Consider the following 12,150-nt stretch of genomic DNA (forward strand, 5'->3'; position numbering starts at 1 on the left):
AGGTGGGCCGCTCCGCCCCGTGGCTCATCCAGGGAGCAGGACATGACCATTGAAGTAGACGACGTCAGCCCGGGCGGCAGCCCGATCCTCGTGCACAGCCGCGAGAAGGACTTCACCCCGGCCCAGGGGGAGTCGCACATCGAGGAGATCAGCGCGCACATCGAGCGCCATCTTGGCCCGATCTCCGGGGTCTTCCATGAAATCATCTCCGATATCGTGCACATCGACGTGCATGTGGTGCCCGCCACCGACGAGTGCCCGTACCTGCGGCTGGTGACCTCGGGCATGAGCGATCTGCCGATGGCCGTGCCCGACGAGGTGGACGCCCCCCGGCACATGGAACTGATGGTGACCCTGCCAGCGGATTGGCCGATCACCCAAGATGCCTTCGAGGATGAGCGCAACTATTGGCCGGTGCGCCTGCTGAAGACCCTGGCGCGGCTGCCGCACGAGTACGACACCTGGCTGGGCTTCGGTCACACCATTCCCAACGGCCATCCGTCCGAGCCCTATGCACCGGGCGTGGGGTTCGATGGCGCCATCGTGCTGCCGCCGGTCACGACCCCGGACGACTTCGGCACGCTGGCGCTGGAAGACGGCACCACCATCGAGTTCATGGCGATCGTGCCGCTGTACCCGGAAGAGATGGACCTGAAGCTGAAAAAGGACTCGGAAACCCTGCTGGATCGCTTCGATGCGAAGAACATCCAGGATGTCATCCAGCCGGGGCGCACCAATGTGGCCAAGAAGCGTTTCGGCCTGTTCTAGGCCCTGCGCGTACCATCAGACGCCATCACTACTGAATTGACCGTTGAATTCCAGGCTCACCGCAATGACCATCCTGCTCACCGGCGCAGCCGGCTTCATCGGTGCCTACACCGCTCGTGCCCTGCTTGATGCGGGCCAGTCGGTGGTCGGCCTGGACAACTTCAACGATTACTACGACCCACAGATCAAGCGCGACCGCGTGGCCGCACTGTGCCCGACGCTGGATCTGCGCACGCTGGACCTGACCGACCGCGACGGCCTGGCCGCGCTGTTCGAGGAAGTACAGCCGACTGCGGTGATCCACTTGGCCGCGCAGGCCGGCGTGCGCTATTCGCTGGAAAACCCGCACGCCTACGTCGACAGCAACCTGGTCGGCTTCGTCAACATGCTCGAGCTGTGCCGCCATCGTGGCGTGCAGCATCTGGTGTATGCGTCCAGCAGTTCGGTGTACGGCGATTCGGCCACGCCGCCGTTTTCCGAAGACCAGCGCGTGGACCAGCCGCGCTCGCTGTACGCCGCCACCAAGGCCGCCAATGAACTGATGGCCTACACCTACGCACAGCTGTATGGCCTGCGTGCCACCGGCCTGCGCTTCTTCACCGTGTATGGCCCGTGGGGCCGGCCGGACATGGCGCCGCTGCTGTTCTCGCGCGCGGTGCTGGCCGGTCGTTCGATCGATGTGTTCAACGAAGGCCGCATGCAGCGCGATTTCACACATGTCTCCGACATCGTGGCCGGTATTCTCGGCGCCCTCGCGCATCCGGCTGATGGTCCGGTGCCGCACCGGGTGTTCAACCTCGGCAACCACACGCCGGTCGAGCTGGAGCGCTTCATCGGCGTGATCGAGCAGGCCGCCGGTCGCCCCGCGCAGAAGGTCTACAAGCCGATGCAGCCGGGTGACATGGTGCGCACGATGGCCGATACCCAGCGCGCACATGACGCATTTGGCTACGAACCGGTCATGCCGATCGAACAGGGCCTGCCGCCGGTGGTGCAGTGGTGTCGCGAGTATTTTGCTGATCGCGCCTGAAAACCGATCCTCACGCCGCCGGATTCATCTTCGGATAACCTCGGCTTCGGAAAATGCGCGGTCTTTGTCCCTCCTTGGCCGAGTCCCCCCATGAGCCAACCCGAGCTGTCTGTCGTTGTCCCCGTATTCAACGAGCGCGACAACGTCGCGCCCCTGGTGGCCGAAATCACCGCTGCACTGCGCGGACGGCTGCCGTTCGAGATCGTCTACATCGACGATCATTCGCGCGATGACACCCTGGCCGTGCTGCAGGGCCTGAAGGCCACCACGCCGGAGCTGCGCGTGCTGCACCACGTCTCGCAGAGCGGGCAGAGCACCGCGGTACGTACCGGCGTCAAGCACGCGCGTGCGCCGTGGATCGCCACCCTCGACGGTGATGGCCAGAACGATCCGGCCGACATCCCCAGGCTGCTGGACGCCCGTGATGCGGCCGATGCCCAGGTGAAGCTGTTCGCCGGCTGGCGCGTCAACCGCCAGGACAGCGGCAGCAAGCGCTGGGCCAGCAAGTGGGCCAATGCCATCCGCGCGCGCATGCTGCGCGATGACACTCCCGATACCGGCTGCGGCATCAAGCTGTTCGAGCGCAACGCCTTCCTCGATCTGCCGTACTTCGACCACATGCATCGCTATCTGCCGGCGCTGATGCAGCGTGCCGGCTGGAAGACCACCAGCGTGCCGGTCAACCATCGCCACCGTACGGCCGGCGTGTCCAAGTACAACAACCTGGGCCGCGCGCTGGTCGGCATCCGCGACCTGCGCGGCGTGGCCTGGCTGATCACCCGCAGCAAGCGCACCGCGGTGGAGGAGCGTTGATGGATCTGGAGCTGCACTGGCTGGACCAGCCGCTGACCTGGTTGTACTGGACCGGCCTGCATGTGACCGGCTGGAAGCTGATCGGCTACACCGGCGCGTTGATGTTCGGTGGCCGCTGGCTGGTCCAGTTCGTCGCCTCCAAGCGCGCCGGCAAGCCGGTGATCCCGCGCCTGTTCTGGTACATGAGCGTGGTCGGCAGCCTGATGACGCTGAGCTACTTCCTGTTCTCGGCCAAGCAGGACTCGGTGGGCGTGCTGCAGAACCTGTTCCCGGCGTTCACCGCGTTGTACAGCCTGCAGCTGGACATCAAGCATCGCGGCTGGAAGCGGGACAAGGCCAGTCACTGACGCCCTGGTAGATGCCGACCTTGGTCGGCGCTGGTTTTCTCCGGGTGCCAACCAAGGTTGGCAGCTACCAGAGCGGCGACGCAGGCACCGCTGTGGTAGCGCCGGGCCATGCCCGGCGGCTGTGGAATGGCGGCCAACATCGGCCGCGCTGCGCGCTCGCGGGGCATGGCCCCGCGCTACCGTGCGCCTTCGGCGCTGGGTCTCCCCGCCTGCCAACCAAGGTTGGCAGCTACCAGGGCTAGGCCCAGGCAGAACCTGTTCCCGGCGTTCACCGCGTTGTACAGCCTGCAGCTGGACATCAAGCATCGCGGCTGGAAGCGGGACAAGGCCAGTCACTGACGCCCCGGTAGACGCCGACCTTGGTCGGCGCTGGTTTTCTCCGGGTGCCAACCAAGGTTGGCAGCTACCAGAGTGGCCACGCAGGCGCCGCCGTGCCCGGGTGATGCCGACCTTGGTTGGCCCGATGCGTCCGCGGCAGGAGCATCCACGCATGGCGTGGATCTACTGAGGCAGGACCTTCGTCCCATGCCATGCGCGGTGAGGGGTGCCATGATCGGGGTCTGCCTTCCCGGGAACCTGTGCTTGTGAAAACCCGTCTTGCCGTAGCCCTGCTGATCGCCCTGTCTGCCCCTGCCGTGGCCCTGGCCGCACCACCCACCGCCGTCGCGCCGGCCAGCGTGGCTACCGAGTCGCCCGCCGATGCCGCCTTCCGCGCGCTGTACGAGAAGGAATGGAAGTGGCGCCAGCAAGGCGGCGGCGAGGCCAGCGAGGACGAAGACGCGCCGGCCAATGCCACCCGCATGCCCGACGTCGGCCCGGCCGCGCAGCAGGCACGCCTGGAGGTATGGGACCAGACCCTGGCCGCGCTGAAGAAGATCGACCCGAAGACCCTTTCGCCCGACAACCAGGTCAACTACGCGATCTACCGCGACCAGGTGTTCAACCTGGCCGAAGAAGTGCGCCTGCGCGGCTACGAGATGCCGTTCAACGCCGATTCCTCGTTCTGGTCCAACCTGTCCTTCATGGCCCGGCGCGAAATGAAGACCGTGCAGGACTACCAGAACTACATCGCGCGCTTGAATGATGTGCCGCGCTACTTCGACCAGCAGACCGGGAACATGCGTGCCGGCCTGAAGCGCGGCTTCAGCGTGCCGCGTGCGGTGCTTGATGGCCGCGAGGTGTCCATCGCCACTGTCGCCGAACTGAAGGACCCGACCGAATCGCCGTTGTACGCGCCGTTCAAGAAGCTGCCCAACACCGTCCCGGCTGCGGAGCAGGCCAAGCTGCAGGCACAGGCCCGCGCGGCGATCAGCGGCAAGGTGGTGCCGGCGTTCCAGCAACTGCGCACTTTCTTCGTCAACGAATACGTGCCACAGGCGCGTACCACCCTGGCCGCCGAAGCGATGCCTGACGGCAAGGCGTACTACAAGCAGCAGATCCACGAATACACCACGCTGGACCTGTCGCCGGACGAGATCCACCGCATCGGCCTGGATGAAGTGGCACGCATCCAGAAGGAAATGAACGACATCATCAAGCAGGTGAAGTTCAAGGGCAGCTTTGCCGAGTTCCTGACCTTCCTGCGTACCGACCCGCAGTTCTACGCCAAGACGCCGGAAGAACTGCTGTCGCGCGCCGCATGGATCTCCAAGCGCGCCGATGGCCAGCTCGGCAAGTACATGACATTGCCGCGCGCGCGCTTCACCATCGTGCCGGTGCCGCCGGACATCGCGCCGTTCTGGACCGCCGGCCGTGGTGGCATGGGCACCTACTGGCTCAACACCTACAACCTGCCGTCGCGCCCGCTGTACAACCTGCCGGCGTTGACCCTGCACGAATCCGACCCGGGCCATGCACTGCAGGGTGCCATCGCTGCCGAGCAGAAGAACCTGCCGGAGTTCCGCCGCAATGCCTACATCTCCGCCTATGGCGAAGGTTGGGCGCTGTACTGCGAGAAGCTGGGCGTGGAAATGGGCATCTACGAAACCCCGTACGAGGATTTCGGTCGCCTGACCTACGAGATGTGGCGCGCCACGCGCCTGGTGATCGACACTGGCGTGCACAGCAAGGGCTGGAGCCGCGAGCAGGCGCTGGCCTACCTGCGTGACCACACGGCGCTGAGTGAGCACGAAGTGACCACCGAAGTGGATCGCTACATTTCCTGGCCGGGGCAGGCGTTGAGCTACAAGCTCGGCGAGATCGCCATCGTGCGCCTGCGTGCGCAGGCCGAGAAGGAGCTGGGCGACAAGTTCGACGTCAAGGGCTTCCACGACACGCTGCTGAAGCAGGGTTCGGTGCCGTTGCCGGTGCTGGAGCAGCAGATCCAGGCGTACATTGCCGAGCGCAAGAAGGCCTGATCGCCGCGCCGCCGGGTCAGAGCGCCGCCAGAGCGGCGGGGATCCGACCCTGCTGCGGGTCGGAGCCCTTTCCGCTGGAAAGGGCTCCGACCCCCTCTCATCTCACCCTGCCACGCGCACCTTCGCCACGCGCGCGGCGAAGGTCGGCAGCACCAGCAGGGTCAGCACCGTGGCGGTGATCAGGCCACCGATCACCACCGTCGCCAGCGGCTTCTGCACTTCCGCACCGGAACCACTGGCGATCGCCATCGGAATGAAGCCGACGATGGCCACCAGTGCGGTGGTCAGCACCGCGCGGATACGGCTGGATGCACCGTTGATTGCGGCCATCATCGGCACGTCACCGGCGTCCAGACGCTCGCGGATCGCCTGCATCAGCACCAGGCCGTTGAGCGTGGCCACGCCGGACACGGCGATGAAGCCCACCGCGGCCGACACCGAGAACGGCATGCCGCGCAGCAGCAGGGCGAGGATGCCGCCGACCAGCGCCAGCGGTACGCAGCTGAACACCAGCACCGCTTCCTTGCCGCTGCGCAGGGCCATGAACAGCAGGCTGCCGATCAGCAGGAATACCACTGGCACCACCGTGGCCAAGCGCTTTTCCGCGCGCTGCAGGTTCTCGAACTGGCCACCCCAGGTCAGGTACGCACCGGGCGGCAGTGCCACGTCGGCCACGGCGGCCTGTGCTTGGCCAACGAATCCGCCGAGGTCGCGGCCGCGCACGTTGGCCTGCACCACCACCCGGCGGCTGCCGTTGTTGCGGCTGATCTGGTTCGGCCCTTCGCTGACGCTGATGCGTGCCACCGAGGACAGCGGAATCACCACGCCGGCCGGCGTGGCGATCGGCAGCGAGGCCAGCTGATCCGGGTCGTTGCGTGCGCTGTCATCCAGACGTACCACCACATCGAAGCGACGGTCGCCCTCGAAGATCTTGCCGGCTGCCGTGCCGCCGATGCCGGTGGACAGCGCATCGCTGACGTCGGCGGCGGTCAGCCCGTACTGCGCTGCCGCTACATGGTCGATCTTGACGTTGAGCGTGGGCAGGCCGGAAATCTGCTCCACCCGCACATCGGCCGCGCCCTCCACCGCGCGCAGCTTCAGCGCCACCTGGTCGGCCACCTTCTGCAGCTGGCTGAAGTCATCGCCGAAGATCATCACTGCCAGGTCGGTGCGTACGCCGGAAATCAGCTCGTTGAAGCGCAGCTCGATCGGCTGGCTGAACTCGAAGCTGTTGCCCAGCTGCTGGCCGGCCAGTTCTTCGAAGCGGGCCACCAGCGCCTCCTTGCCCAGCGTCGGATCGGGCCAGTCCGCACGCGGCTTGAGCACGATCACGCTGTCGGAAATGTTGGTCGGCATCGGGTCGATTGCCGCTTCGGCGGTGCCGGTACGCGAGAACACCGTTTCCACTTCCGCTTGCTGGGCGATGGCCTTCTCCAGTGCCAGCTGCATCGCCAGCGACTGCTCTAGCGAAGTAGACGGGACGCGCAGTGCCTGCATCGCCACGTTGCCTTCATCCAGGGTAGGCATGAACTCGCGGCCGAGCAGGCCGAACGAACCAATGCCCACCAGCAGCATCAACGCTGCACCGGCGATCACTGCGCGCGGCCGCGCGACGGCCTGGCGGATGATCGGCTCGATGCGTCCACGCAGCACGCGGATCAGCTTCGTTTCGTGCTGGCCATCATCACTGTGTGCCTCGCCTTCCTTCGGCTTCGGCTCGCGCACCATCAGCGCGGCCATCGCCGGCACGAAGGTGAAGGAGAAGATGAAGGCACCCACCAGGGCCAGCATGAACGTAGCGGCCATCGGGTGGAACGTCTTGCCCTCCACACCTTCCAGGGTGAGGATCGGTGCGAACACCAGCAGGATGATCAGCTGGCCGAACGCTGCCGGGCGTGCCATCTTTCGCGCCGAATCGGCCGCTACGCGCAGGCGTTCCATCGCGGTCAACGCACGGCCCAGTTCGGCACGACGCTGGCCCAGCATCAGCAGCGTCGACTCGATCACGATCACCGCGCCGTCCACCAGGATGCCGAAGTCCAGCGCACCCAGGCTCATCAGGTTGCCACTGATGCCGAAGCGGTTCATGCCGATCACCGCGAACAGGAACGACAGCGGGATCACCAGTGCGGTGATCGTCGCCGCGCGCAGGTTGCCGAGCAGCAGGAACAGCACCACCACCACCAGCAGCGCGCCCTCGGTGAGGTTCCTGGCCACGGTCTTGATGGTGGAATTGACCAGCACGCTGCGGTCCAGCACCGGCGCGGCCACGATGTCCGCCGGCAGCGAGGCATTCACCTGCTGCAGCCGTGTGGCGGCCGCCTGGGCCACGGTGCGGCTGTTGCCGCCGGCGATCATCAGCGCGGTACCGAGCACCGCTTCATGGCCGTTGCGGCTGGCCGCACCCAGGCGGGGTGCGCGGCTGAGGCCGACATCGGCCACATCGGCCACCCGCACCACCACGCCGTTGCGGGTGGCTACCGGCGCCTGTGCCAGATCGTCGGTGGTCAGTGCCAGACCGTCGGCACGCACCACCAGGCCTTCGCCGGCGCGCTGCACGAAGCCGGCACCGGCCTGTACGTTGGAGCGCTGCAGGGCCGTCACCAGATCAGCCAGGCCCAGGCCATGCGCGGCCAACCGCGCGCTGTCCGGATGCACGCCGTATTCCTTCACGTAGCCACCGACGGTGTCCACGCCCGCCAGCCCGGGGCTGGAGCGCATCTGCGGCGCGATGATCCAGTCCTGCACGGTGCGCAGGTAGGTGGCACGTTCTTCCGGCGTGCGCAGCAGGTTGCCTTCCGGCGTGCGGTAGACCTCGCCGGCCTGCCAGCCGGCTTCACCGGGCTTGGCCAGCTTCGCAGGGTCGAACGCGGTGAAGTCCACCGTCCACATCAACACCTCGCCGAGGCCGGTGGTGACCGGCGACAGCATCGGCGAGGCACCCTCGGGCAGCGCTTCGGCGGCCTCGCGCATGCGTTCGGCCACCTGCTGGCGGGCGAAGTAGATATCGGTGGCATCGGTGAAGATCGCGGTGACCTGCGAGAAACCATTGCGCGACAGCGAACGGGTGGTGGTCAGGCCGGGGATGCCGGCCAGCGCGGTTTCCAGCGGATAGGTCACCTGCCGCTCGATCTGCTCGGGCGTCAGTGCCGGTGCCACGGTGTTGATCTGCACCTGGCGGTTGGTGATGTCCGGTACCGCATCGATCGGCAGCTTGCCGAGCTGGAACAGGCCCACGGCGGCAACGAGTGCAGCCAGGGCCACGACCAGCCAGCGGTGGCGTACCGCGGTTTCAATGATGAGCTTGAACATGGAAGGTCCTCAGTGCCCGTGCTCGGCTTCGCCCTTGGCCAGTTGGGCCTTGAGCAGGAACGCGTTGGCGCCGACGATGCGTTCGTCGCCGTTCAAGCCGCCGAGAATCTCGATGCGGTCACCGGCACGTCGGCCGGCCAGTACCGGCTGCACCTTGAAGCCGCCCTGGACGGCGACGAATACCGCGCTGCTGCCGCCGACGTTCTGTACCGCATCAGCCGGCACGCTCAACGCGCCGTCCTTGCCGTCGGTGACCACCACCGCCGACACCGGCGAACCGGCCGGTGGCAATGCGGCATCCACCGGCATGGCACGGATCACCGCCACGCCACCCTGCTGGCGCACATCGGCGGCCGAACCGGTGACGGCGGCACTGAAGCTGCCGCCCGGCACGGTCACTTCCAGCGTCATGCCCGGCGTGACCTGCGCGGCCAGCGCCGGTGGCGCGGTGAACACCAGCTCGTTCATCGACGGATCGGCGACGTCGGCCACCGGGCTGCCGGCCGCCACCACGCCGCCGGGCGTGACCTGCACATTGCCGACGATGCCGGCCACCGGGCTGGTGACGCGCACGCGGCCGCTGCTGTCGGGCGAACCGTTGGCGGCGGCCTGTGCCTGCGCGGCGGCGACCTGCGCCTGCGCCGCCAGCGAGCGCGCGCGTGAGGTTTCCAGTTCCTGGCGAGCGACCACGCCCTGTTCGACCAGCGCCTTGTCGCGGCCGTGGGCCAGGCGCGCCGCCTCTGCCTCCGCGGCGGCGGCAACCGCATTGGCGCGGAACACCGCCGCCTCGCCACTGACCACGATCGCCAGCGTCTGGTTCTGCTTCACTGCCGTGCCCGGTGCGACCAGCACGCGCTCCACGCGACCGGTCACGGTGGAAGCGACCGAGGCACGTGCACCGATCGACGGTTCCACCCGGCCGGACAGCCGCGTCGAACCACCGCCGCCGCGGCCGACGGCCACCACGTCGATGCCGGATGCCTTGATCTGCTCTGGCGTCAGCTGCACCACGCCTTCATCGGCATCTGCCGCGTTGCCGGTTTCGGCCTTGGCGTCGGTGCTGTCGGCGGCGTGGCCATGGCCATCGTCAGCCGTTGCCTTGCCGGCGGGCTCCGAGACTGCCGGGGCCTGTGTGTTACCAGAACAACCGGCCAGCAATGCAGTCAGCAACAAGCCGCCAACCAGCGGGAAAGAACGGGACAGGTTCATCGGGCCTCCACAAAGGGTGCGCGCCCTTCGAGGCGGGCGAGATCGATTTCCGCGCCGACGCGCGACAGGCGCGCGTCCACGGCGGTGCCGCGGGCGGCGATGAGGGCACTGCGGGTGCTGCGCAGTTCCAGCTGCGAGATGCGCCCGGCGTCGAAGCCGATGCGCGCCAGCCGATAGGCTTCCTCGGCGGCGACCACACTTTCGTCGGCGGCGCGGGTGCGGCTGCCGGCGGCCTTCAGGCCCGCTACCGCCGACAAGCGTTCGGCTTCGCTGTCGCGCCGCTGCTGGTCCAAGCGCGCTTCGGCCGCGCGCTGTTCGGCACTGGCGGCGCGGATGCCACCACGATTGCGGTCGAACAACGGGATCGAGAGACTGACGCCGAGCGTGTAGGCCTGTTCGCGGTCCTCGCGGAAACGCGTCTGCGCGGCGGTAACGCTGAGGTCGGGCAGGGCGCGCTTGCGCTCGACGTCGACCAGACGACCGGCCGCATCAACTTCGGCTTCGGCCACACGCACGGCCAGAGCCACATCGATGGCGCCACGCGGTGCTGGCGGTGCGCGATCGAGCAGACTGTTGTCGATGGTCTGCACCGGTGCATCCAGCAGGGCCGCACCGGCCAGGCGGGCCAGCGCGGCGTCGCGGAAGGCCTGCGCCTCATCCAGCGCGGCGCTGGCATTGGCCACTTCACTCTGTGCCTGCACGGCACGCAACTGCGGCTCGCGGCCATGCTTGACCATGGCGGTGACCGCCGCCGCATCGTCCCGGGTGAGGCTCAGCGCTTCTTCGGCCAGCGTGTAGCGACGCAGGGCGCTTTCCGCCTGTGCGTAGATCGCCGCCAACTGGCTGGCGACATCGCTGCGGCTCTGCGAACCCCGCAGGGCAGCGGCCTGTGCCTCGGCGCGGGCGGCGCGGACGCGCGCGCCGCGCTGGCCCCAGACCTCCAGAGGCTGGGACAGGGTAAGCACGGTGTCGGCCCGGCCCATGCCGCCGTAGGAGCCTGTGCCCCAAGCGTTTTCGGCGGACCAGGAAAGGGACGGATTGGGCAGCGCCCGGGCCTGGTCGGCGCGGGCGTCGGCCGCCTCGGCCAATGCCGCGCCGACGCGGGCGCCGGGCAGCTGGTCCAGGCGTTCAAGCAGGGTGTCGTACGAAGGTGCGGCTTGTGCGGCGACCTGTGCGGCGGGGATCAGGCCCAGCAGCACGGCGACGACCAGCCCGGCCGCGCGCGGCGACCGACGTGTCAGGATCGACATAGGGGGATTCCGGTTGTGAGTGAAACGGGAGCCCGCGATTGCGGGACGCGCTCAACTCACGCCCGGGGAGGACGTGCCAGTTCGTCCTGGGCGACCGCATAGGTCGCCGCATCGCCTGCATTCGTCCAGCGCGCCGGTTGCGGCGTGCCAAAGGCGGCGAAGGTGCTCGCCGGCAGGCTCAGGTTGGAGTGGTGGCAGTGGTTGTGGCTGCAGGCAGCGGCGTGCTTGCCGTCGTTGTCAGTGTCACCGTCGGCATCTTCGGCACCGGCTTCCACATGCACCACGGTGCTGTCGTGCGGTTCCACCGCACACGCCAGCACATCAGCCACCGGCACGACCACGAATGCCGCCATCAGCAGCATCAGCAGGGTCGAACGAAGGTGGCGGGCGATCCGGCGCATGGAGGGGAGGCTAGCAAGCGGTTTTCGGTGGATACAATATCAATGGCCACCTCGGGAATTTGTCGGCGTGTTCCGTTCAGGCGGGTGTCCGGGGTGCCGGCCGCTGGCCGGCAATCCCATGAACCCTGCTGGCGCAATGCGCTGCCGGCCAGTGGCCGGCACTACCTGTCCGCAGGCAGCTTGGCGATCACCTTGATCTCGAACTGGAACCCATACAGCCAGGTCACGCCGATGCCGGTCAGGGTCGGGTGCGGCGCTTGGCCCCAGTACTCGGGCACGATCGCCCAGGCCTTTTCGAAGGTGGTTTCCGGATCGACCAGGAACACGGTCACGTCGATCACGTCATCGAACGTGCAGCCGGCCGCGGCCAGCACCGCGTTGAGATTGTCGAAGGCGCGGCGGACCTGGGTCTCGAAGTCCGGTTCGGGCGAGCCATCCTCGCGGCTGCCGACCTGGCCGGAAACGAACAGGAAGCCATTGGATCGGATCGCCGGCGAATAGCGGTTTCGCTCGTACAGCGCCTGCCGGCCGGCGGGAAAGACAACATCACGGTGGGACATGGGACGGATTCCAGACGGGAGCGGACCATCCTCCCCGCTGTCGCTGCCTGGATAAACCGTGATGATCGGTCTAGATTGATTGCATATTCCAAACAATCACAGC

The 12,150-nt window shown here is 67.4% G+C and carries 10 protein-coding genes and 1 pseudogene; 6 read left to right on the plus strand and 5 right to left on the minus strand.

Features of this window, described 5'->3' with window-relative positions; translation table 11 throughout:
• Window positions 1–42 precede the first annotated feature (42 nt).
• From AC1DCU_RS05735 to AC1DCU_RS05760, 6 genes and pseudogenes are all read left to right on the plus strand, one after another.
• Window positions 43–768 (plus strand): suppressor of fused domain protein, encoded by a 726-nt coding sequence (locus AC1DCU_RS05735; protein WP_032976777.1) that lies wholly within the window; start codon window positions 43–45, stop codon window positions 766–768.
• Window positions 769–832: 64 nt separating this feature from the next.
• Window positions 833–1,798: an NAD-dependent epimerase/dehydratase family protein gene (locus AC1DCU_RS05740; protein WP_478013574.1), complete on the plus strand. Its 966-nt coding sequence runs from the start codon at window positions 833–835 to the stop codon at window positions 1,796–1,798.
• Between the two features lie 90 nt (window positions 1,799–1,888).
• Window positions 1,889–2,611: a glycosyltransferase family 2 protein gene (locus AC1DCU_RS05745; protein ID WP_099589329.1), complete on the plus strand. Its 723-nt coding sequence runs from the start codon at window positions 1,889–1,891 to the stop codon at window positions 2,609–2,611.
• Entirely contained in the window at window positions 2,611–2,958 is a 348-nt protein-coding gene (locus AC1DCU_RS05750) for a lipid-A-disaccharide synthase N-terminal domain-containing protein (RefSeq protein WP_025878793.1), read from the plus strand. Before AC1DCU_RS05745 ends, AC1DCU_RS05750 begins: the two co-directional genes overlap by 1 nt.
• Before the next feature lie 249 nt (window positions 2,959–3,207).
• A pseudogene (locus AC1DCU_RS05755) lies at window positions 3,208–3,297 on the plus strand (lipid-A-disaccharide synthase N-terminal domain-containing protein); the annotation flags it as partial.
• Between the two features lie 245 nt (window positions 3,298–3,542).
• Window positions 3,543–5,315, plus strand: coding sequence for a DUF885 domain-containing protein (locus tag AC1DCU_RS05760; protein ID WP_025878076.1), 1,773 nt, complete (start codon window positions 3,543–3,545; stop codon window positions 5,313–5,315).
• A 102-nt stretch (window positions 5,316–5,417) separates the two neighbouring features.
• Here the strand turns inward: AC1DCU_RS05760 and AC1DCU_RS05765 are convergent, their stop codons facing one another.
• The 5 genes from AC1DCU_RS05765 to AC1DCU_RS05785 all read right to left on the minus strand — a co-directional run bounded on the left by AC1DCU_RS05765 (window position 5,418) and on the right by AC1DCU_RS05785 (window position 12,047).
• Window positions 5,418–8,627, minus strand: a complete 3,210-nt coding sequence (locus tag AC1DCU_RS05765; RefSeq protein WP_442251888.1) for an efflux RND transporter permease subunit — start codon at window positions 8,625–8,627, stop codon at window positions 5,418–5,420.
• A 9-nt stretch (window positions 8,628–8,636) separates the two neighbouring features.
• Window positions 8,637–9,836 carry an efflux RND transporter periplasmic adaptor subunit gene (locus tag AC1DCU_RS05770; RefSeq protein WP_478013575.1) on the minus strand — a complete coding sequence of 400 codons (1,200 nt, stop codon included), beginning with the start codon at window positions 9,834–9,836 and terminating at the stop codon, window positions 8,637–8,639.
• Window positions 9,833–11,086: a TolC family protein gene (locus AC1DCU_RS05775; protein ID WP_025878070.1), complete on the minus strand. Its 1,254-nt coding sequence runs from the start codon at window positions 11,084–11,086 to the stop codon at window positions 9,833–9,835. The genes AC1DCU_RS05770 and AC1DCU_RS05775 overlap by 4 nt, the downstream gene beginning before the upstream one ends.
• Window positions 11,087–11,142: 56 nt before the next feature.
• On the minus strand, window positions 11,143–11,487 hold the full coding sequence (locus tag AC1DCU_RS05780) for a hypothetical protein (protein ID WP_032976781.1): 345 nt from the start codon (window positions 11,485–11,487) through the stop codon (window positions 11,143–11,145).
• A 161-nt stretch (window positions 11,488–11,648) separates the two neighbouring features.
• Window positions 11,649–12,047 (minus strand): RidA family protein, encoded by a 399-nt coding sequence (locus tag AC1DCU_RS05785; RefSeq protein WP_025878068.1) that lies wholly within the window; start codon window positions 12,045–12,047, stop codon window positions 11,649–11,651.
• Window positions 12,048–12,150: the final 103 nt, after the last annotated feature.

Source organism: Stenotrophomonas sp. 10L48 (assembly GCF_056395105.1).

What these genes read in the sequence shown, in the direction of transcription:
- AC1DCU_RS05735 (WP_032976777.1), top strand. Translation starts at nt 43, where the DNA reads ATGACCATTGAAGTAGACGACGTCAGCCCGGGCGGCAGCCCGATCCTC.
- AC1DCU_RS05740 (WP_478013574.1), top strand. Translation starts at nt 833, where the DNA reads ATGACCATCCTGCTCACCGGCGCAGCCGGCTTCATCGGTGCCTACACC.
- AC1DCU_RS05745 (WP_099589329.1), top strand. Translation starts at nt 1,889, where the DNA reads ATGAGCCAACCCGAGCTGTCTGTCGTTGTCCCCGTATTCAACGAGCGC.
- AC1DCU_RS05750 (WP_025878793.1), top strand. Translation starts at nt 2,611, where the DNA reads ATGGATCTGGAGCTGCACTGGCTGGACCAGCCGCTGACCTGGTTGTAC.
- AC1DCU_RS05765 (WP_442251888.1), bottom strand. Translation starts at nt 8,627, where the DNA reads ATGTTCAAGCTCATCATTGAAACCGCGGTACGCCACCGCTGGCTGGTC.
- AC1DCU_RS05770 (WP_478013575.1), bottom strand. Translation starts at nt 9,836, where the DNA reads ATGAACCTGTCCCGTTCTTTCCCGCTGGTTGGCGGCTTGTTGCTGACT.
- AC1DCU_RS05775 (WP_025878070.1), bottom strand. Translation starts at nt 11,086, where the DNA reads ATGTCGATCCTGACACGTCGGTCGCCGCGCGCGGCCGGGCTGGTCGTC.
- AC1DCU_RS05780 (WP_032976781.1), bottom strand. Translation starts at nt 11,487, where the DNA reads ATGCGCCGGATCGCCCGCCACCTTCGTTCGACCCTGCTGATGCTGCTG.
- AC1DCU_RS05785 (WP_025878068.1), bottom strand. Translation starts at nt 12,047, where the DNA reads ATGTCCCACCGTGATGTTGTCTTTCCCGCCGGCCGGCAGGCGCTGTAC.